The organism is Nocardiopsis ganjiahuensis DSM 45031 (assembly GCF_000341085.1).
In the GTDB taxonomy this organism is placed as follows: domain Bacteria; phylum Actinomycetota; class Actinomycetes; order Streptosporangiales; family Streptosporangiaceae; genus Nocardiopsis; species Nocardiopsis ganjiahuensis.
In genome coordinates this window covers 1-19,991 of sequence record NZ_ANBA01000005.1, presented here as the reverse complement: position 1 = coordinate 19,991, position 19,991 = coordinate 1, and the positions used below count along the sequence as shown (strand labels likewise).

Sequence of the window (19,991 nt, the reverse complement as noted above, 5' to 3'; positions counted from 1 at the left end):
TTAGGGTGTGCTGGCTCACGTGCTCTAGATCTCAGCCTCGGCATATCCAATTGTTACCAACTGGTAGGTGGTGCTGCCGGGCAGGTGGGGCGCCTGCCCGGTCACTTCGGAGTGCGGAGGAGAAGGGGGACGCACAGGAAGACGAGGGCCGCCATGACGGTGAAGTAGGCGGCGACCGACAGGTCCAGGAGGGCGCCGCCCAGGACCGGGCCGACGAAGAAGCCCAGATAGCGCAGCTCGGAGAGACCGAAGTAGGTGCCCTTGCGGTCGTCGGTGGCCAGGGAGTGCACCGCCATGTCGGGCAGGGGCAGCAGGATCGCCTCGCCGAGCGTCCAGAACACGATGGCCGCGTACAGCATCACCGCGTTGGCCGTGCCCAGCCAGACACAGGCGAAGGCCACGGCGAAGAACACGCACCCCAGCGTCACCAGGGGGCCGCGGGAGAGGTGTTCGGACACCCAGATCACCAGGGGCTGCACCAGCAGTGCCAGGGCGGCGTTCACGACCAGCAGCGACGCGAACAGGTACTCCGTGCGGTCACCGTAGGCGGTCTTCATGTACAGCGGGATCGACGTGTCCATCTGGGCCATCACCAGGAAGACCACCGTGCCCGCGCCGATGGCGGCCATCAGGAGGGGGTCGCGCAGGGCACCGGTCCACGGGACGGAGGACGTGCCGGCGGAGGGGGTCTCCAGGCGGGCCAGTTCACCGCCGCGGACCAGCACCACCGCCAGGTACAGGGCGAAGAAGCCCGCCGGAGCCAGGAAGAACGCCGCCGGGCTCGCGTGGTAGAGCACACCGCCCACGGCCGGGCCGACGATCGCGCCCATGCACAGGGTGATGTAGCGGACCCGGAAGATGCGCCCGTCACCGGTGTCGGCCAGTGACAGGAGCTTCTTCATGCTCGGCTCGACCATCGTGCGCGCCAGGCCCAGGCTCAGGAGGAGGACCACGATGGCGGCGGGCGCGGCGACGAAGGCCAGTACGGCGTAGACCACCACGTTCAGCGCCAGGCCCAGCCGCATCAGCCGGACCGCGCCGAAGCGGTCGGCGACCATCCCGCTCAGCAGGCCCCCGAACGCCGCGATCATCGGGATGCCGCCCACCACGGCACCAATCCCCGCCGCGGACAGCTCCGTGCGGTCGGCGAGGTAGAGCGCGGCGAACGGCAGGGCCGCGAAGAAGGCCATGGAGTTGAGCAGCGACCCCAGGACGAGGCTGCGCTCGTCGCGACTGAAGCGCCACGGGGAACGGCGGGTGGGCGTCTCGGTCACGGGGGTCCTCACGCAGGGGGGCGGTGGCGCACCGCCACGCTAACCGCCGCCACCGACAGTCCCGCGACCCCTCAGGGGAGGGGGAGCCCGGCGAGGCCCCCTCCCCGGTCAGGGCCAGGGTCAGGGACGGGCGCCCGCCTCGGCGGCTCCGGCGCGCAGCTCGGCGACCAGATCGGCGGCGGGCAGCTCCCGGGCCAGCCGGAAACCCGTGCCCGCCCACAGAGCCATGCCCTCGGGGTCGGCCGCTTTCGCGGCGGCGGCCCGCAGCGGCCTGGTCATGTGGTGCACCTCGGGGTAGGCCGCGGGGGCGTCGCGGTGCTCGTCCATGAACCGGTTGGTCAGCCCTCGGGCCGGGCGGCCGGTGAACGCCCGGGTCAGTGAGGTCCGGGTGAAGGCCGGGTCGGCCAGCGCGGCCTTGTGCGGAGCCTGGGCCCCGCTCTCGGGGCAGCGCAGGAAGGCCGTGCCCGACTGGGCGGCGCTCGCCCCGGCGGCCAGGACGGCGGCGACGTCCTCACCGGTCATGAGGCCCCCGGCCGCGATCACCGGCACCCCGACGGTGCGCACGACCTCGGGCAGCAGCTCCAGGAGCGGCCGGTCGTCGCCGTGGGCGGGATCGAAGGTGGCGCGGTGCCCGCCCGCCTCCACCCCCTGGACGCACACCCCGTCGGCACTCCGGGCCGCGGCGGTGCGGGCCTCCTCGACCGTGGTGGCGGTGACGACCGTCGCCGAACCCGCCGCCCGCAGACGCTCCAGGACCGCGGCGGACGGACAGCCGAAGGTGAAGCTCACCACGGGGACGGCGGAGGACACCAGCAGGTCGATCTTGGCGTCCCAGGCGTCGTCGTCGTACACGGCCGGTCCGACCTCCGCCCCGAGACGGCGGGCGTCCCCGGCCAGCTCGGACCGGTAGGCAGCGGTCACGGACCCGGGAGCGGGCGATCCGGAGGGCACGAACACGTTCACGCCGAACACGTCGGTGCCCAGCCCCCGGACCGCGTCGATCTGCCCGGCCAGAGCCTCGGCGGACAGGTAGCCCGCGGCGAGCGACCCCAGCCCGCCCGCCCCGGACACGGCGTGCACCAGAGCGGGGGTGGACGTGCCCCCGGCCATCGGCGCCTGCAGGATCGGACGCGCCCTGAGGAGTTCGGGCAGGTTCATGCTCTCTCGCCTTCTCACACGTGAACGGGGCGGCACCCGGGCCGGACCGCGCGGCCCCGCGACCTCCCAGAGGACGGGGATCCCGCACGACCTGGGCCGCAGGCTAACAGGAGGGCGGTTCAGTCCTCGGCCGCGGCCCTGTTCTGCCGGGCCGCCCAGGTGAAGTCCGCGGACTCGGGGAAGAGCCGGGCGAGGAGCAGGGCGGCCGCCGCCAGCACGAAGGCCAGCACGGCCAGCACGGACACGGCGGCGGGGACGCCCCACAGGTCCCACATCCAACCGAACGAACTGGTCGTGAGCACGCTGCCGAGCAGGGTCGCCACCGTCACCGTCGAGAACATCGTGTTCCGGTTGGCGTCGGTGAACATCAGCTGGCCCCACACCCCGGACAGCACACCGCCCAGCCCGATGAGAAACTCCGCCACCACCAGGCCGGCCACCAGCGGGACCACCCCGTAGGCGGCCAGGACCAGCGGAAGCCCGATCCCCATCGAGACCAGCGACCCCCACACGTGCGGGCGGTCCTTGTTCACCCAGCGGGCGCAGGCCGCCCCGGCGGCCAGGGACAGGCTCATCAGCAGGAGCACCAGACCGTTCAGGCGTACGTCCTCGTCGCCGTACTCGGCCAGCAGCATCGGCTGCCAGGCCACGACGAGCAGCATGGTGGCGCACATCAGGGACAGCGCCAGCACCACGAGGGGGACGAACCGCCGGGAGGCCACCAGGACCACCGACTCCAGGACGATCGTCCCGATCCGCCGGTCCGGCCGCGCCGGGGTCGGGGGAAAGCACAGCGGGGCCAGGGCCGCCAGCAGCAGCACCAGCACACCGCCCACGGCGATCATCGTGTCCGCGGACAGCCACGTGCCCGCCACCATCACCGAGGCCGCGCCCAGTACCGACCCCATGCGGGTGGACACCGCCCCGACCCGCACGATCCGGGTGATGCGCTGGTTCCGGTCGTGTTCGCCGACCCTGTTGATCAGGATCGCGTTTAGGGTGCCGGACTTCAGTGACATGCCCGTGTTGCCCAGACACATGCCCACCGCGGTGAGCAGGAGCCCGTCGGCCAGGCCGAGGGTCACGAACCCCGAGCCCCACACCGCCAGGCCGACCGTCAGCAGGCGGCGGTGGCCGTAGCGGTCACCCATGGCACCGCTGGGCGCCTCCATCAGCAACCCGATGAGGTGGCCCCCGGCGATGATCAGGCCCACGGCCCAGGGGTCGGCGCCGCGCGCGAGGATCACGGTGACGAAGACCGCGCCGAACACGAAGTCGGCCGTGGTGCTGACCAGCGTGTAGACGCTGAGGCGGGTGAGGAGCGAGAACCGGCCGCCCTCGGTGGCGGCCAACGCCGGGGACGGCGGGGGAGCGCCGGGAGGCGCGGCCGGAGGTGTGGGGGCGGGCTGCGCGGGCCCGCTCGGGGGTTCGTCGGCGGAGGGCGTGGTGGTCATGGGCGGTCCGCTTCCGTAGGGGCCCGCGACCGGGCCCGATGGGATTTTGCCGACGTTAACAGCGCCCGGCCCGGTTACTCCACGTGTTTTCTCCGCGGCTTCCCGCTTCCGGCCGCGGTCCTGCCCCGGCTACCGTTCCCGGCTCCGCTCCCACTCCCGGTCCTGCCCCGGCTCCGGTTCGCGGTCCCACCACGGCTCCGGAGCGCGCACGGGTTCCCGCTCCTGCTCCGGAGCGCCTCCCGGTCCCGAGGGCTCGTACGGCGGGGTGTGGAAGAGCGGGACCAGGACCGTGTCCACGATCTCCACCACCAGGCTGTCCGGGATGGGCTCCAGCCGGAACAGGAAGTGGTTGCGCAGCAGCGCCTGGCCGACGTCCAGGCGGGCCCCCGCCACCGCCTCTGCGGGGATCTCCCCGCGTGCGACGGCTCTTCGGGTGACCTCCGCCATCATCTGCCGGCCCATCCCCTGGGATCGGGAACGGATCTCCGCGGCGTGCTCCGGGTAGGGCAGTGCCTCCCCGAGCAGACCGCGCAGGGCCTCACCGGCCGGACCGGAGAGGGTGCGGGCGGTCCGGCGCAGCAGTAGCAGCAGGTCACCGCGCAGCTCACCGGTGTCGGGGATGTCCGACGGGTGGGGCAGCAGGTGGTACACCGCGTCCATCACCAGGGTGGACCGGGAGGTCCAGCGCCGGTACAGGGAGGCCTTGCTCGCCCTGGCCCGCTCGGCGACCCCCTCCATGGTCAGCGCCGCGTACCCGTGTTCGGCCAACTCCTCGATGGTGGCCTCGAGTATGGCGTTGACCAGAGCCTCCCCCCGGCGTCGGGGGCGCTTGCGATGGTCGGTGCTCTCGGCGGACATGTTCGCATCCTACGAATCTCTGCTCACGCGGCCGGTGCCGCCGTCCACGGTCACGGCCTCCCCGTCGGCGAGGACGGCCGTACCGTTCCCGGTGCCCATCACCGCCGGGATGCCGTACTCGCGGGCCACGATCGCGGCGTGCGAGGCGACCGCCCCCGAATCCACCACCACTGCCGCGGCCCGCTGGAACAGCGGGGTCCACGCCGGGTTGGTGTAGGGGCAGACCAGGACGTCACCCTCCCGCAGCCGGTGGAAGTCCTCGGCCCCGCGGATGATCCGGACCGGTCCGCTCACCCTGCCGGAACAGGCGGGAGACCCCGTGACCAGGGCGTCACCGGTGTCCCCGCGCGGGAAGACCCGGGCCGGGTCGATCATCGGGACCCCGGCCAGCTCGGCGCGTTTGGCAGCCCGGTCCCGGGCCAGGGAGCGCAGCCGCCCGGCTTGATCGGCGGGTACCGCGGTGACGTCCCCGACCTCGAGCACCTCCTCCAACCTCAGGTGGAAGACGTCGAAGGCCTCCTCCAGCACACCGGCCCGCCGGAGCCGTGCGCCGATCTCCAGCAGGGACCGGCGCAGGGCCGGCAGCATCGCGGTGAAGTGGAAGTGGGTGTCCTCGCGGAAGGCCACACCGCTCTGTGCGGCCCGCAGCCACCGCTCGATCCGGGCCCGGGCGCGGCGCCCGCGCAGCAGCGGGTGTTCGAGCAGCCGGTCCAGAGCCTGCGCGGAGCGCGAGGCGGTGTCCTCCGGCGCTTCGCCCCGGGCGAGCAGGGAACGCACCAGTCCCACGACGACCTCGGGTGACTCGGCCAGGGTCGGCGGGCTGACCAGCAGCGGGGACGCGGTCTCCCGCCGCCCGTACTCGCGCAGGAAGGAGTCCAGCTCGGTACGGAAACCCTCTGTCCCCGTACCCGCCCCCTCCCTCAGCGCGGCCAGGATCCCGGCCGGCTCCCGTTCGGTGAACAGCCGGTGCAGCTCGGGTGTGGCGCGGACCCGGTCGGCCAGCTCCCGCAGCGCCTCGTTGGAGTCCTCGGTCCGGGTACGGGCCCCGCCCAGCAGGTCGGCGAGCAGGTTCCGGCGGCCCAGGACCCCGGTGGCCAGCGCCATCCGGGCGAGGGCCAGACCGCTCCCGGGCAGGTAGTCGATCCGCAGGTCCCGGCAGGGATCCAGCAACCGCAGCGCCCGCTCGGGCACCCCGAGCAGCTCGTCCCAGGGCAGGGCGGGCAGGTCCAGGGCGTCCAGAGCGTCGACCTCGGCGAGGAAGGCCGCCGCCCTGGGGTCGTCGGCCCAGTCCGCCGGACGGAACCGGCGGGCCTTGCGGGCCAGCTTCCAGGGGGTGAGGAGGGTACGCGGCACGGGGTGCGGGGAGGGCGGCACGATCTGGACGACCACACCGTCCTCCTCGCGCAGGTAGTCCTGGAAGGCACCCGCCAGGCCGTAGTACTCGGTGATCTCCCGCATCATCTCGGCGGGGCCGCGCCCCAGCCAGGTGCTCACGTCCATGGGGTAGGGCCGGACCGGCAGGTACTCGGTGAGGATCGCCCCCTGGAGCCGCTGGCGCCGGTTGAGCGGCGTGGAGGGCGGTGGCAGCGCGGTCATCGGCCGGGCCTGCACGATGCGGAACCGCTGGTCGGAGAGCGCCCACTCGATGTCCTGGGGCCGCCCGAAGTGTTCGGCCACGGTCCGCGCGTGCGCGGCCAGGACGGTCAGCTGCCCTTCGGAGAGCAGCGCCCTCCGCGCACCCGCACCGCTGCCGGGCTCCGACCCCGTCCGCGCCTCGGACGGCCCCTCGTGGCGGACCCCGCCGCCCCCGACCGGGCGGATGACCACCTCACCGCGTCCGGGCGTCCACTCCAGGAGCCGACCGCGCTCGTCCAGCAGGTAGTGGTCGGGCGTGACCAGACCGGACACCACCGCCTCGCCGAGACCGGCCCCGGCGTCCACGACGATCCGGTCCCGCGCTCCGCTCACCGGGTCGGCGGTGAACATCACCCCGGCCACCTCGGAGTCGACCATCACCTGTACGACGACGGCGATCCGGACCTCGGCCTGGTCCACCGACCGCTCCCGGCGGTAGGCCACCGCCCGGTCGGTCCACAGCGAGGCCCAGCAGCGGCGGACCGCGTCCACCACGGCCTCGGCACCGACCACATTGAGACAGGTGTCCTGCTGTCCGGCGAAGGCGGCGCCGGGCAGGTCCTCCGCGGTGGCGCTGGAGCGCACCGCCACCGGAACGTCCCCGCCCAGCCGCTCGTAGGCGGCGACGATGCGGTCGCGCAGCTCCTCGGGGACCACGGCGCCCGCCACCGCGGCACGCAGGTCCGCGGGTCCGAGCCGCCTGCCCGTGCCGGCTCCGGTGCCCTGGTCCCGGGCTCCTGCTGCCCAGCCGCTCCTCCCCGGGTCGCCCTCTTCCGGGCCGCTCTCCGCCGTCGACTCCTCCATCGCAGCGATCAGCTCCGGCAGGCCGACGGACTCTGCGGCCTCGGCGTAGGCCCCGGTGGTCACCACGAAGCCCTCGGGCACCGGAAGCCCGGCGCGCAGCAGTTCGCCCAGATTGGCGGCCTTGCCGCCGACGGTGGACAGGTCGCCGGCGCCGAAGGCGTTCAGCGGGGCGACGGACGGGGTGCGCAGGACAGCGGTGGGGTTCATCGGTTCTCCCGGTCGGGTTCGGTCTGCGCCCCGGCGCGCAGCGGCAGGGCCGGCAGGGCGAGGGCCACGGGCCTGCCCGGGCTGTGCCGTCTCCACGCCACCGCCGTCAACCACCGGGCTCCGCCTCCCATCGTTAGAGAACGCCGAGTTTCCTAAAATGCTAGGCCGTCTCCATAGAAAACGCAACGTTTCCAACGAAGGGGGTCCAGGTGTCCCCAGGAGCATCCCCGATCCCCTGGGCCTTTCTCCTCGAGGGCCCTCCGGCGGGGTCCGGGATCGCGCGCCTGGATACGCTCGAGCGACACCTGACCTTGGGAGGAACCACATGACAGCGACCGCGGTCGTCACCGGAGCCAGCAGCGGGATCGGTGCCGCCACCGCGCGCGGGCTCGCAGCCGAGGGCTACGACGTGGTCCTGGTCGCCCGCCGCGCCGACCGGATCGAGGCGCTGGCCGAGGAGATCACCAGGAGCGGCCACTCGGCCCGGGCCCAGGTCCTCGACGTCACCGACCGCGACGCGGTCGACGCCTTCGCCAAGGCCCTGGGTCCCTGCGACGTACTGGTGAACAACGCGGGCGGCGCGATCGGCACCGAGACCGTCGCCGAAGGCGACCCCGGCGACTGGCGGCGGATGTACGAGGTCAACGTCCTGGGCGTGCTCAACATGACCCAGGCGCTGCTGCCCGAGCTCATCGCCGGCGGAGACGGAACCGTCCTGGTCGTCTCCTCCGTGGCCGGGCACGGGGTCTACGAGGGCGGCGGCGGTTACGTGGCCGCCAAGCACGGTGCCCACACGCTGGCCGCCACCCTGCGGCTCGAACTGTGCGGGGAACCGGTCCGGGTGCTGGAGGTCGCCCCCGGCATGGTCAAGACGGAGGAGTTCTCCCTCAACCGCCTGCGCGGTGACGCCGACCGCGCGGAGGCCGTGTACGAGGGGGTCCCCGACCCGCTGAGCGCCGAGGACGTCGCCGACACCATCGTGTGGGCGGTCACCCGGCCCCCGCACGTCAACATCGACCTGCTGGTCGTCCGCCCGCGCGCCCAGGCCGCCCAGCACAAGATCCACCGCGTCAAGGAGTAGGCGGCGGTCCGGGGGTGTCGCGGAGGGCTTTCCAGTGGCCCGGGTCGCGTGATAGGGGTGACCTGGGCCACACGGCCGGAGGGCGGTGCCACGCCGCACCCGGCCGCGGGGACCACTGTCTCGCACGGCTAGGAGCCCGGACTTGAGTGTGAACGTTTCCCACCCCAGCTACGCCTCCGGCACCTCGACGACCCCGCTGCTCGGCGACACCATCGGCGTCAACCTCGCCCGCACGGTCGCCGCGCACCCCGACCGGGACGCCCTGGTCGACCGGGCCTCCGGACTCCGGCTCACCTACCGGGCCTTCGGCGCCGAGGTGGAGCGGGTGGCCCTGGGGCTGCTCGACCTCGGTGTGGCCAAGGGCGACCGCGTCGGGATATGGGCGCCGAACCGGGCCGAGTGGACCTTCGTGCAGTACGCGACCGCGCGCATCGGGGCGGTGATGGTGAACATCAACCCCGCCTACCGCACTCACGAGCTGGAGTACGTGCTCAACCAGGCGGGCGTCTCGGTCCTGGTCGCCGCGCCCTCGTTCAAGACCTCCGACTACGCGGGGATGATCGAGGAGGTGCGCGGGAAGTGCCCAGAACTGCGAGAGGTGGTCCTCTTCGACGGCCCCGCCTGGGACTCCCTGCTCGCGGCGGGGGACCAGGGAGATCCGGAGCGGTTGGCCGAGGCCGAGGCCGCCCTCTCCCCGGACGACCCGATCAACATCCAGTACACCTCCGGCACGACCGGCTTCCCCAAGGGCGCGACCCTCTCCCACCACAACATCCTCAACAACGGCTACTCCGTCGGTGAGCTGCTGGGATACACCGAGGCCGACCGAATCGCGATCCCCGTGCCCTTCTACCACTGCTTCGGAATGGTGATGGGGAACCTGGCCGCCACCAGCCACGGTGCGTGCATGGTCATCCCCGGCCCGGGCTTCGACCCGGCCGCAGCGCTCGACGCCGTCCAGGCCGAGGGCTGCACCTCGCTGTACGGGGTGCCCGCCATGTTCATCGCCGAACTCGCGCTGCCCGGCTTCGACTCCTACGACCTGTCCACCCTGCGCACCGGCATCATGGCCGGGTCACCGTGCCCGGTCGAGGTGATGCGCCAGGTCATCGACCGGATGGGGATGGCCGAGGTCTCCATCTGTTACGGGATGACCGAGACCTCCCCGGTCAGCACCCAGACCAGGCGGGACGACTCCGTGGAGCGCAGGGTGTCCACCGTCGGCAGGGTCGGCCCGCACCTGGAGGTGAAGATCGTCGATCCCGGTTCCGGGGTCACCGTCCCGCGCGGCACCCCCGGTGAGCTGTGCACCCGGGGCTACTCGGTGATGCTCGGCTACTGGAAGCAGCCGGACAAGACGGCCGAGGCGATCGACACGGGCCGCTGGATGCACACCGGCGACCTCGCCGTCATGGACGGCGACGGCTACGTGAGCATCACCGGCCGGATCAAGGACATGGTGATCCGCGGCGGTGAGAACATCTACCCGCGCGAGATCGAGGAACTGCTGTACACCCACCCCGACCTGCTGGACGCGCAGGTCATCGGGGTTCCGGACGAACGCTACGGCGAGGAGCTCATGGTGTGGGTGCGGATGCGCGACGGGGTCGAGCCCTTCACCGCGGAGAAGCTGCGCTCCTTCTGCGAGGGCCGGATCGCGCACTACAAGATCCCGCGTTACGTGCACGTGGTGGACGAGTTCCCGATGACGGTCACCGGCAAGGTCCGCAAGGTCCAGATGCGCGAGGAGGCCGTCCGCCTGCTCGGCTGAGGACGGCCCGTCGGCGGAGGCGGGGCGGGCCCGTGTCGGGCCGCCCCGCCCGGCTCGCGCCTACTTGGGGTCGAGCTCCTTGCCGAGCATCTCCACGAGCCCGTCCAGAGCCGCCTCCGAACCCTCCTCCTCACAGGTCAGCGTGACGGTCTCGCCGTGGGCGGCCCCCATCGCCATCACCGCGAGCACACTGCGGGCGTCCACGGGGTCGTGGCCGGTACGGGAGACCTTCACGGGCAGTCCGGTCTCGTTGACGGCCTGGACGAACAGGGTCGCGGGCCGGGCGTGCAGGCCGAGGAGGGAGCCGATGACAACGGTGCGCTCGGGCATGTCAGTCCTTGGAGGGTGTCGGTCGGGGCCGGTCGGTCCGGCCCCGGTCACGTCGGGCGGTGACGGGTGGCGGTGGTGGCGTCGGCGTTCACAGTTCCTCGATCCGCCACAGGGGGTCGGGTTCGGTCGCCTGGCTGACGCCGTCGGTGGCCACGTCGTCGGGGGTGGGGACGGTCGTTCCGGGCAGGGCGACAGCTGCGGTCCCCCAGGCCACTGCCTGGCGGAGACGCTCCTGCGGGGTGTCCTCCCGGGAGAGGAAACCCGCGAGCGCGCAGTCGCCCGCGCCCACGGTACTCCGGGTGCGTACCCGGGGCCCGCGCGCCCAAAGCACGTTCTGCTCGGTGACGAGCAGCGCCCCGTGACCGCCGAGGGTGACCAGCGCCGCCCCGTTGCCCCAGCTGAGGACCTCGCGGGCCGCCTCGGTGACGGCGCCGACGGTGGGCAGTGCCCGGTCGACCAGCGCGGCCAGTTCCTCGTGGTTGGGTTTGAGCAGTGCGATCGAACCCGCTCCGGCGGCGGCTGCCAGCGGTGCGCCCGAGGTGTCCAGGGCGAGGGGGACCCCGTAGGCGGCGGCCAGCCGGGCCACGCGTACGTACAGGTCGTCGGGGACCCCGGCGGGCAGGCTGCCGCTGGCCACCACCCAGTCGGGTGACTGGGAGAGCTCGTCCTCCACAGCGTCGAGCAGGGCCTTGATCTCGGCGGGGGAGAGGGCGGGGCCGGCGGCGTTCAGCTTGGTGGTGGTGCCGTCGGACTCGGTGACGGCGATGTTGCCGCGCGTCTCGCCGTCGATGGGCACGGTGACGCGGGGCAGGTCGCCGAGGAGGGTGATCAGCTCGGCGCCGCCGCCACCGCCGACCGGGAGGACGGCCCGGGTGGTGACGCCGGCGCCGAGCAGCGCACGGGCGACGTTGACACCCTTGCCGCCCGCCTGGGAGCGGGTCGCGTGCACCCGGAGGACCTCGCCTCGGACGAGGCCGTCGACCTCAAGGGTGTGGTCGACGCTCGGGTTCGGGGTGAGGGTCAGGATCATGGGTGCTCTTTTCGAGGGGTGTGACGCGCCCGGTCCGGAGGTGGCTCTGCCGTGCTGCGGCTCGGCCGTGGTGTGGTTCTGTATTTGATTATGTGTGTTTGTCTGTGTGTGTCAATGGTGTTGCCGGTGTCGGGAGGGGCGTGGTCGAGGTGCTCGAGGGTGTGGTCTGAGCCCGAGTCCACCTGGTCACAGTAGCGGACGGTGGGATGATCCCCCTGATGGCGGCCGAGGCGGGTTTGCTGGGATATTGGGTGTGGATACCCCTTGTGTGTCCCAGGCAACACGATTAAACTCACCGAAAACCACACCGAAACACAGGTGATCCAACATGTACGCGGAAGAACGCCAGAAGGTGATCCTCGAACGCGCCCGCCACGACGGCCGGGTCGACGTCACGGGGCTCGCCTCGGAGTTCGACGTCACCTACGAGACCATCCGCCGCGACCTCACCGCTCTCGAGCGGCACGGAGTCCTGCGCAGGGTCCACGGTGGCGCGATCCCCGTCGAGCGGCTGGGCTTCGAGCCCGCGCTCAACGTGCGTGACTCCGTCATGACCCAGGAGAAGGAGCGGATCGCCAAGGCCGCACTCGCCGAACTGCCGGACGAGGGCGCCATCCTCCTGGACGCGGGTTCCACCACCGGGCGCCTGGCCGAACAGCTGCCCACGGACCGCGAGCTCACGGTCGTCACCAATTCCCTCTCCATAGCTCTCACGCTCACTCCCCGGACCAACATCAACCTCATGCTGCTCGGTGGTCGCCTGCGTACCAGGACCCAGGCCAGCGTCGACTCCTGGGCCCTGCGGGCCCTCGCCGAGTGCTTCGTCGACGTGGCCTTCATGGCCACCAACGGCGTGTCCGTCGAACGCGGTCTGACCACCCCGGACCCGGCCGAGGCCGAGGTCAAGCGGGCCATGATCGCCTCCTCCCGGCGCGCCGTGCTGCTCGCTGACCACACCAAGGTCGGCAACGACTACTTCGCCCGTTTCGCCGCTGTCGAGGACCTCGACCTGGTCATCACCGACAACGGTCTCGCCGACGGGCTCGCGGACGAACTGGAGGCGACCGGACTCACGGTCCGGGCCGTCTAGCCAGGGCGTCCGCGCTCCATCCCCATCCCACCCCCGGCCGCGGCTGACCGCCCGCCGGACCTCCCAGGAGGTTCCCCCCATGTCCACCCAGCAAGGCAGACTCGTCTCAGTCCGTTCCGGAGTCCAGCGCTTCGGCGGTTTCCTGGCGAGCATGGTGATGCCCAACATCGGCGCGTTCATCGCCTGGGGCCTCATCACGGCCCTGTTCATCCCCGACGGCTGGTGGCCCAACGAGCAGATGGCCGAGCTGGTGGGTCCGATGATCACCTTCCTGCTGCCGCTGCTGATCGGCTACACCGGCGGATACCTCATCTACGACAAGCGCGGCGGCGTGGTCGGCGCCATCGCCACCATCGGTGTGATCGTCTCCGCGGACATCCCGATGTTCCTCGGCGCGATGATCGCCGGCCCCCTCGGCGCCTACCTGATCAAGCAGTTCGACAAGCTCGTCCAGCCCCGCACCCCCAGCGGTTTCGAGATGCTGGTCAACAACTTCAGCGCCGGGATCCTCGGCGGCGGCATGGCGATCGTCGGGCTCTACGCCATCGGCCCGGTGGTCACCGCGATCGCGGGCTGGCTCGGCCGGGGCGTGCAGTTCCTCATCGACATGTCGCTGCTGCCGGTGGTGTCGCTCATCGTCGAGCCCGCCAAGGTCCTGTTCCTCAACAACGCCATCAACCACGGCGTCCTCGGGCCCCTCGGCGTCGCCCGGGTGTCCGAACAGGGCAAGGCGATCGAGTTCCTCATCGAGACCAGCCCCGGCCCGGGTCTGGGCATCCTCGTGGCCTGCATGCTGTTCGGCCCCAAGCTCAGCAGGGCCACCGCCCCCGGTGCGATCATCATCCACTTTTTCGGCGGCATTCACGAGATCTACTTCCCGTACATCCTCGCCCAGCCCAAACTCATCCTTGCGGCGATCGCCGGCGGTATGTCCGGGGTGACCACGTTCCTCGTCTTCAACGTCGGACTCCTCGCGACCCCGGCCCCCGGCAGCATCATCGCCCTCATGGCCGTCACCCCGCGCGGTGACCACCTCGGAGTCCTGGCCGGCGTCGCCGTCGGAACCGTCGTCTCGTTCGTCGTCGCCTCACTGCTCCTCGGCTTCGGCCGGGCCGAGCGCAAGGCCGAACGCGAGGCCGAACGCGAGACCGCCCGGGCCGAGGAGGAGGAGAACGCCGCGGCCGACAAGGGCGAGTAACCAGCCCCGCCGTCCGGCCGGAGAGGGACCCGGCCGGACGGCGGCCCAGGCGGGCGGGTGACGCCCACGAACACCAGCGCAGCACCACAGAACCGGGAGAAGCACCCATGGCCTCCATCGAAGGCTCCGCCGTCAAGAAGGTCGTCGTCGCCTGCGACGCCGGGATGGGCAGCAGTGTCCTGCTCACCTCACAACTCAAGAAGACCCTGTCCCCGTACGGGGTCGGTGTCGAGCACTCGCCGGTCGACCGCATCCCCGAGGACGCCGACCTCGTCCTGTGCCACAGCGGCCTGGTCGACCGGGCCCGCCACCGCGTCAAGGACACCGTCGTCGTGGGCTTCCAGATGTTCCTCGGCGACCCCGTCTTCGCCCAGGTGGAAGCGGCGATCAGGGACGGTGGCACCCTTGCCGACTGACCTGACCCTCACCCCCGAGTCCGTGCGGCTCGGCGGCAGCGCCCGCGACCGAGCCGACGCCATCGACCAGTGCGGAGCCCTGCTCGTGGAGCTCGGCGCCGTCGAACCCGGGTACGTGCCCGCCATGCACGAACGCGAGGCCTCCATCCCCACCTTCGTGGGTGAGGGCGTCGCCATCCCGCACGGCACCGACGCCTCCCGGGCGCTGGTCAAGCGGACCGCCCTGGCGGTCGTCCAGTTCCCGGCGGGGGTCGACTGGGGCGGGCCCACCGTGCACGTCGCCATCGGCATCGCCGCCTCCGGCGACGAACACCTCCGAGTCCTGTCCTCACTGGCCGGGGTCCTCACCGACCCCGAGCGCGCGGCCCGCCTGCGCACCGCCACCGGTGTCGACGACGTCCTCGAACTCCTCGCACCCGCGACCGACTGAACCCACACCCACACCACACCACCGGCGCGGGTCGGGGCGGAGAACCCCGTCCCGACCAGCCCCACCAGAAAGGCCCGAACATGCTCGTCGCCCGCTTCTACGCCCCAGGTGACATCCGCCTGGAGCAGGCACCCGAGCCCACCCCCGGACCGGGGCAGCTCAAGATCGCCGTCGCCAACTGCTCCACCTGCGGCACCGACGTGAAGATCTCCCGCCACGGCCACCACCACATCCGCCCGCCCCGGGTGATCGGGCACGAGATCGCGGGTCGGATCGTCGAGATCGGCGAGGGCGTCGACGGCTGGGCCGAGGGCGACCGGGTCCAGGTCATCGCGGCCATCCCCTGCGGCACGTGCGTCGAGTGCGCCGACGGCCGGTTCACGGTCTGCTCCAACCAGGAGTCCATGGGCTACCACTACGACGGCGGGTTCGCCGAGTACATGATCATCCCCGAGGCGGTCCTGGCCGTCGACGGCGTCAACCGGGTGCCCGACAACATCGACCTCGCCGAGGCCTCGGTGGCCGAGCCCCTGGCCTGCGTGCTCAACGGCCAGGAGATCGCCCGGGTCGGCGAGGGCGACACCGTGGTGGTCATGGGCGCCGGCCCCATCGGATGCCTGCACGTGCGCCTGGCCCGGGCCAAGGGCGCGGCCAAGGTGTACCTGGTGGACCTGAACCGGGGCCGCCTGGACATGTCCGCCGCCCTCGTGGAGCCGGACGCCGCGATCTGCGGTGAGGAGACCGACGCGGTCGCCGAGGTCCTGCGCCTGACCGGCGATCGGGGCGCCGACGTGGTCATCACGGCCGCCGCCTCCGGCCGGGCCCAGGAGGACGCGCTCAAGATGGTGGCGCGCAGCGGCCGGATCAGCTTCTTCGGCGGGCTGCCCAAGGACGCGCCGATCATCCAGCTGGACGCCAACGTCGTGCACTACAAGGAGATCTCGATCTTCGGCGCCAACGGTTCCAGCCCCGCGCACAACAAGCGCGCTCTCGAACTCATCGCCTCGGGCGAGGTGCCGGTCGCCGACCTCATCACCGAGAGGATGGCCCTGTCCGACGTCCACAAGGCGATCGAGACCGTAGCCTCGGGCACCGCCGTCAAGGTGACCATCCAGCCCTGACCGTGCGGGCCGTGAACCGGGGGGCGACCGCTCCGGACCATCACCGGTGGTCATGAGCGGTCCACGGGCCCGGTTGTCCACAGATCCGGGCTTCCCTCTGGCACTGCGGCCCGATCCGGGGTTGGCTTGACCTATCGGGGGCCCCGGAACCCCGCCGGCATCGCCATGCCCAGCCCCCTCAGCCCGACCCACCGCAGACCCCGAAGCCGCCACAGGAGAGCAGCCATGGAGCAGACGGAACCCGCCCCGACCCCCACCGACGACGCCCCCGCACCCGTGCTGAAGGGCATCGCGGCCGGTCCCGGCGGGGCCGTTGCACCGGTCGCCCGGATGGCCGCTCCGCCCTCGCTTCCCGAGCGCGAGCCCGAGGTCGTCGACACCCCGGCGGAGCAGGCGGCCGCGCGCGACGCGTTGGAGAGTGTGGCCACGGACCTGGAGGGGCGGGCCGCCGACCTGGACGGCGAGGGCGCCGCGGTGCTCAACGCCCAGGCGCTCATGGCACGCGACCCCGAACTGCGGCGGCAGGTCGAGGAGGGGATCCGTGACGGTCGGGCCGCCGCCTGGGCGGTGCGGGACGCCTGCGGCCGCTACCAGGACCTCCTCCTCGCGGCCGGAGGCTACCTCGCCGAGCGTGCCGCCGACCTCGCCGACATCCGGGACCGCACCGTCGCGGTTCTCCTCGGCCTGCCCATGCCCGGGCTGCCCGACCCCGGACACGAGCACGTGCTGGTCGCCGATGACCTGGCGCCCGCGGACACCGTCCGCCTCGACACCACCCGGGTACGGGCCATCGTCACCCGCCTGGGCGGTCCCACCAGCCACACCGTGATCCTGGCCCGTTCACTCGGCCTGCCCGCCGTGGTCGGCTGCACCGGGGCGGAGGAACTGGCCGACGGCGTCCTCGTCGCGGTCAACGGTGACACGGGCACCGTCGAGGTCGACCCCGCCCCCGAAGCCGCAGAACAGCTCCGCCAACGCGCCGAGCACCGCCGCGCCGTGCTCTCCGCCAGCTCCGGGCCGGGCCGGACCGCCGACGGTGTCCCCGTGTCACTCCTGCTCAACGCCGGTGAGGGCGACCCCGACGAGGCAGCCGCGCACGACAGCGAGGGCATCGGCCTGCTGCGCACCGAGTTCCTCTTCCTGGACCGCGCCGAACCGCCGACGATCATCGAACAGACCGAGGCCTACACCCGGCTGTTCCGTGCCTTCGCCGGCCGGACCGTCACCGTGCGGACCCTCGACGCCGGATCGGACAAACCCCTGGCCTTCGCCGCGACCGGGCCGGAGGACAACCCGGCCCTCGGAGTACGTGGCTTCCGAACCGCACGTGTGCACCCGAACCTGCTCTCCGACCAGCTCACCGCCATCGCTGCCGCCGCCGACGCCACCGACCACAAGGCGAAGGTCCGCGTGATGGCACCGATGGTGTCCACCTCCGCCGAAGCCGAGGAGTTCGCCGCGCTGGCCCGTACCGCGGGCCTGGGCGGTTCCACCGCCACCGAGGTCGGTGTGATGGTCGAGGTGCCTGCCGCCGCCTTGCTCGCGGACCGGCTGCTGAAGTACGTGGACTTCGTGTCCATCGGTACCAACGACCTCGCCCAGTACACGATGGCCGCCGACCGAACCCTCGGTTCCCTGCCGGATCTGCTCGACCCCTGGCAGCCCGCGCTGCTCAGCCTGATCGACAGGGTCGGCAGCGCAGGGGCGAAATCCAGCCGTTCCGTAGGGGTCTGTGGAGAGGCTGCGGCCGACCCGCTGCTCGCCCTGGTCCTCGTCGGCCTGGGCGTGAACAGCCTGTCCACGGCTCCGCCCGCCCTCCCCGCGGTCCGCTACGCCCTGGCCCGCCACACCAAGGCCGACTGCCGTGGCCTGGCCGAACTGGCTCTGGCAGCGGACATCCCGGAGCGCTCCCGCGAGGTCGTGAGAGGAGCAGCCCACCCGGAGGTCGCCAACCTCTGAACCCCGAGGCGGGTTCCCGGCCGGCTCAGCTACCGATCCTCAGCCGGTTGCCGTCGGGGTCGCTCAGCTCGATCTCGCGTCCCCAGGGCGCCTCTTCCACGGTCACGTCGAACTCGGTGGCGATCGTGTCGACGTCCCGTACCCGCAGATACACCAGGGTGTCCGGGTTGGCATCGCCGGTGTGTTCGGACAGGAAGAGTGACACTGCCCCACGGGCGACCTCGACAAAGGCCGGGAAACCCGGTTCGAAGCGGTGTTCCCATACCTGAGTGAAGCCGAGCCGTTCGTACCAGCGAACAGCGAGAGCGGCGTCGGCTACACGCAGGATCGGGACTGCTTGCTCATTCATGGCCACCATGCTTACAGCTCTTACAGCTCTTCCGGTTCTGCGGGTTCTACGGGTTCTTCCGGTCTTTCTGGTCCTTCCGGTTCTTCCGGCCTCGGGCCTGTATCAACAGGCTCTGGACTTGCTTCCCCTGAGTACTTGGGCGACCAGCACCCGTCCGGGGGCAAGGTGATGTGGAGAACCCCGAGTAGACCTCCTCCTCGCCGCTTTTGGCTGTGGCCGTCTGCGCTGCGCGCCTCAAGGTCGTCGCGGTGGAGGCTCCGTCCGGGAAGGCGCTCCACCTTGACCCGTCTCGCCGCGACAGCAGGTTGGCGGCTGTCGAGGAACGGGGGAGTGGGGGTGGGGGGTGGGGTCCCGGTGGGACCGGCCTTTGGCCGGGCCCACCCCTTCCTCTGCTCGGCGGTCAACGCTTCTCGTGTCGCGGCTGGTCATGGTCCTGGGCGAAAAGCGGCGGCGAGGGCAGCGGGCTCCCCAGGCCGGCGCGGAACGTTTCTCGTGTCGCGGCTGGTCATGGTCTTGGACGAAAAGCGGCGGCGAGGGAAGCGGTCTCCCCTGCTCGGCGGTCAACGTTTCTCGTGTCACGGCTGGTCAAGCGTTCCAGCGGAACTGCGGCGGCGAGGGAGGAGGGCTCCCCCGCTCTGCGCGGAACGTTTCTCGTGTCGCGGCTGGTCAAGCGTTCCAGCGGAACTGCGGCAGCGGTGGTGAGGCCGGGGGCGGTGGGGTTCGGGGTGGTGGGTGCGGTCGTGTTCACGGTCGGTCTCCTTCCTCTGCGATCGGGGTTCGAGGGCGGCGGGGTTGGGGCCCTGGGTTCTAGGTTTTGGGCGTGCGGGGGTAGAGGGCGGGCCCCTGCTGCTGTGGGGTGCGCGGGTCATTCCCGGGGGTGCGGGTCCGGTTCCGGAGGTGGGGATGGATCTGGGGGTGGGTCGGTACCTGTTTTTGGCTCTGGGCGCTGGTTCGTGCCGGGTGTGCGGTGGGCTGTGCGGCCTTGCCATACCTGCCGGTGGGGGTTCTTCTCGCGCCGCCATTTGAGCCGGTTGTGGGTGGAGCACAGGGGTTGGATGTTGTCGGCGCTGGTGGTTCCGCCCCGTGAGTAGGAGCGGATGTGGTCGGCTTCGGTGTCACTGATGGGCACATCGCAGCCCTGGTCCCAGGCGCAGGTGGTGCGGCCGTGGTGGGCCACCACCCGCACCTGCTCGGGGGCGTTGCGCATCCCGCGTCCCACGTCCAGGGGCTTGCCGGAGGTGGGGTCGATGATCACCCGCCGCAGCACACTGTCGGGGGCCAGGTCCTGCAGGGCCTCGAAGGCCAGCACCTGCCCGTCCTGGGTGGCGGCATAGCTCGCCCCCTGCCCGTCGGGGGCAGGGGGAGTCCCCATGGGTCCGCTCTGCGGGCTGCCAGCCTGGTTCTGCCCGTTCTGGGCCGGGCCCTGGCTCTGCTCCCGGGCCTGATTCTGGCGCTGGCCGTTGAACACGTCCAGGGGCACGGTGATGTTGATCATCGCCAGCGGCCCCGGTGGTTTGGTGCATTCCTGGTGGCCCAGGGCGGACTTGACCATCGCGATGAAGGCGTCATAGGTCCGCTCGGCCCTGGACACCTCGGGCTTGTTCGCCTCATGCGGTTTGGTGAAGGCGGTCAGGGCCTTGTCGATGAGCTCGGCGTCGGCGTCGGGCCCCTGGGCGTGGAAGTAGCAGGTGCCCTCGAACCCGCGGGTCAGATCCGCACGCCGGGAGGCGTGGGCCTTGCGGTGGCGTTCCTCGGCCAGGTCGGGGTGGTATTCGTGGGCCAGCTGGACACCGAGTTGGGCCATCTGCTGGGCCGACATCGCCGGT

Annotated in this window: 17 protein-coding genes; 8 read left to right on the top strand and 9 right to left on the bottom strand. The window is 71.7% G+C overall.

The window, feature by feature from the left end; translation table 11 throughout:
- Positions 1-101: 101 nt before the first annotated feature.
- The 5 genes from D458_RS0105335 to D458_RS0105315 form a co-directional block, all read right to left on the bottom strand.
- Positions 102-1,274 carry an MFS transporter gene (locus D458_RS0105335; protein WP_017585692.1) on the bottom strand — a complete coding sequence of 391 codons (1,173 nt, stop codon included), beginning with the start codon at positions 1,272-1,274 and terminating at the stop codon, positions 102-104.
- Between the two features lie 120 nt (positions 1,275-1,394).
- Entirely contained in the window at positions 1,395-2,432 is a 1,038-nt protein-coding gene (locus D458_RS0105330) for a nitronate monooxygenase (protein WP_017585691.1), read from the bottom strand.
- 119 nt (positions 2,433-2,551) lie between these two features.
- Positions 2,552-3,886 carry an MFS transporter gene (locus D458_RS0105325; RefSeq protein WP_017585690.1) on the bottom strand — a complete coding sequence of 445 codons (1,335 nt, stop codon included), beginning with the start codon at positions 3,884-3,886 and terminating at the stop codon, positions 2,552-2,554.
- A 129-nt stretch (positions 3,887-4,015) separates the two neighbouring features.
- Complete coding sequence (locus D458_RS0105320) at positions 4,016-4,744, bottom strand: TetR/AcrR family transcriptional regulator C-terminal ligand-binding domain-containing protein (RefSeq protein ID WP_017585689.1); 729 nt, start codon at positions 4,742-4,744, stop codon at positions 4,016-4,018.
- A gap of 9 nt (positions 4,745-4,753) precedes the next feature.
- The gene (locus D458_RS0105315; RefSeq protein ID WP_026119021.1) at positions 4,754-7,390 is read right to left on the bottom strand and encodes a PEP/pyruvate-binding domain-containing protein; all 2,637 of its coding nucleotides are present in this window, start codon (positions 7,388-7,390) and stop codon (positions 4,754-4,756) included.
- 325 nt (positions 7,391-7,715) lie between these two features.
- Here D458_RS0105315 and D458_RS0105310 point away from each other — a divergent pair, with 325 nt between their 5' ends.
- Together D458_RS0105310 and D458_RS0105305 are read left to right on the top strand one after the other, a co-directional pair.
- Positions 7,716-8,471, top strand: coding sequence for an SDR family oxidoreductase (locus tag D458_RS0105310; RefSeq protein ID WP_017585688.1), 756 nt, complete (start codon positions 7,716-7,718; stop codon positions 8,469-8,471).
- A gap of 148 nt (positions 8,472-8,619) precedes the next feature.
- Positions 8,620-10,242: an AMP-binding protein gene (locus D458_RS0105305; RefSeq protein WP_017585687.1), complete on the top strand. Its 1,623-nt coding sequence runs from the start codon at positions 8,620-8,622 to the stop codon at positions 10,240-10,242.
- 60 nt (positions 10,243-10,302) lie between these two features.
- Here D458_RS0105305 and D458_RS0105300 read toward each other — a convergent pair whose 3' ends face one another.
- Positions 10,303-10,572, bottom strand: coding sequence for an HPr family phosphocarrier protein (locus D458_RS0105300; RefSeq protein WP_017585686.1), 270 nt, complete (start codon positions 10,570-10,572; stop codon positions 10,303-10,305).
- An 88-nt stretch (positions 10,573-10,660) separates the two neighbouring features.
- Entirely contained in the window at positions 10,661-11,602 is a 942-nt protein-coding gene (gene pfkB / locus D458_RS0105295) for a 1-phosphofructokinase (protein WP_017585685.1), read from the bottom strand.
- 328 nt (positions 11,603-11,930) lie between these two features.
- On the opposite strand from pfkB, the gene D458_RS0105290 reads away from it, so the two are divergent.
- The 6 genes from D458_RS0105290 to ptsP all read left to right on the top strand — a co-directional run bounded on the left by D458_RS0105290 (position 11,931) and on the right by ptsP (position 17,816).
- Complete coding sequence (locus D458_RS0105290) at positions 11,931-12,692, top strand: DeoR/GlpR family DNA-binding transcription regulator (protein ID WP_017585684.1); 762 nt, start codon at positions 11,931-11,933, stop codon at positions 12,690-12,692.
- A 79-nt stretch (positions 12,693-12,771) separates the two neighbouring features.
- Positions 12,772-13,890: a PTS mannitol transporter subunit IICB gene (gene mtlA, locus D458_RS0105285; protein WP_017585683.1), complete on the top strand. Its 1,119-nt coding sequence runs from the start codon at positions 12,772-12,774 to the stop codon at positions 13,888-13,890.
- Positions 13,891-13,997: 107 nt separating this feature from the next.
- Complete coding sequence (locus D458_RS0105280) at positions 13,998-14,306, top strand: PTS lactose transporter subunit IIB (RefSeq protein ID WP_017585682.1); 309 nt, start codon at positions 13,998-14,000, stop codon at positions 14,304-14,306.
- Positions 14,296-14,736 carry a PTS sugar transporter subunit IIA gene (locus tag D458_RS0105275; protein WP_017585681.1) on the top strand — a complete coding sequence of 147 codons (441 nt, stop codon included), beginning with the start codon at positions 14,296-14,298 and terminating at the stop codon, positions 14,734-14,736. The genes D458_RS0105280 and D458_RS0105275 overlap by 11 nt, the downstream gene beginning before the upstream one ends.
- 80 nt (positions 14,737-14,816) lie before the next feature.
- On the top strand, positions 14,817-15,857 hold the full coding sequence (locus tag D458_RS0105270; protein ID WP_017585680.1) for a zinc-dependent dehydrogenase: 1,041 nt from the start codon (positions 14,817-14,819) through the stop codon (positions 15,855-15,857).
- A gap of 225 nt (positions 15,858-16,082) precedes the next feature.
- Positions 16,083-17,816 (top strand): phosphoenolpyruvate--protein phosphotransferase, encoded by a 1,734-nt coding sequence (gene ptsP, locus D458_RS0105265; protein WP_017585679.1) that lies wholly within the window; start codon positions 16,083-16,085, stop codon positions 17,814-17,816.
- 25 nt (positions 17,817-17,841) lie between these two features.
- Here ptsP and D458_RS0105260 read toward each other — a convergent pair whose 3' ends face one another.
- Positions 17,842-18,174 (bottom strand): glyoxalase superfamily protein, encoded by a 333-nt coding sequence (locus D458_RS0105260; protein ID WP_239647892.1) that lies wholly within the window; start codon positions 18,172-18,174, stop codon positions 17,842-17,844.
- Positions 18,175-19,030: 856 nt separating this feature from the next.
- A partial coding sequence (locus D458_RS32985; protein ID WP_017585677.1) for an HNH endonuclease signature motif containing protein occupies positions 19,031-19,991 on the bottom strand: 961 nt, incomplete at its 5' end.

Coding starts and splice junctions, on each gene's coding strand:
- D458_RS0105330 (WP_017585691.1), bottom strand. CDS start 2,432: ATGAACCTGCCCGAACTCCTCAGGGCGCGTCCGATCCTGCAGGCGCCG.
- D458_RS0105325 (WP_017585690.1), bottom strand. CDS start 3,886: ATGACCACCACGCCCTCCGCCGACGAACCCCCGAGCGGGCCCGCGCAG.
- D458_RS0105320 (WP_017585689.1), bottom strand. CDS start 4,744: ATGTCCGCCGAGAGCACCGACCATCGCAAGCGCCCCCGACGCCGGGGG.
- D458_RS0105315 (WP_026119021.1), bottom strand. CDS start 7,390: ATGAACCCCACCGCTGTCCTGCGCACCCCGTCCGTCGCCCCGCTGAAC.
- D458_RS0105310 (WP_017585688.1), top strand. CDS start 7,716: ATGACAGCGACCGCGGTCGTCACCGGAGCCAGCAGCGGGATCGGTGCC.
- D458_RS0105300 (WP_017585686.1), bottom strand. CDS start 10,572: ATGCCCGAGCGCACCGTTGTCATCGGCTCCCTCCTCGGCCTGCACGCC.
- pfkB (WP_017585685.1), bottom strand. CDS start 11,602: ATGATCCTGACCCTCACCCCGAACCCGAGCGTCGACCACACCCTTGAG.
- D458_RS0105290 (WP_017585684.1), top strand. CDS start 11,931: ATGTACGCGGAAGAACGCCAGAAGGTGATCCTCGAACGCGCCCGCCAC.
- mtlA (WP_017585683.1), top strand. CDS start 12,772: ATGTCCACCCAGCAAGGCAGACTCGTCTCAGTCCGTTCCGGAGTCCAG.
- D458_RS0105280 (WP_017585682.1), top strand. CDS start 13,998: ATGGCCTCCATCGAAGGCTCCGCCGTCAAGAAGGTCGTCGTCGCCTGC.
- D458_RS0105270 (WP_017585680.1), top strand. CDS start 14,817: ATGCTCGTCGCCCGCTTCTACGCCCCAGGTGACATCCGCCTGGAGCAG.
- ptsP (WP_017585679.1), top strand. CDS start 16,083: ATGGAGCAGACGGAACCCGCCCCGACCCCCACCGACGACGCCCCCGCA.
- D458_RS0105260 (WP_239647892.1), bottom strand. CDS start 18,174: ATGGTGGCCATGAATGAGCAAGCAGTCCCGATCCTGCGTGTAGCCGAC.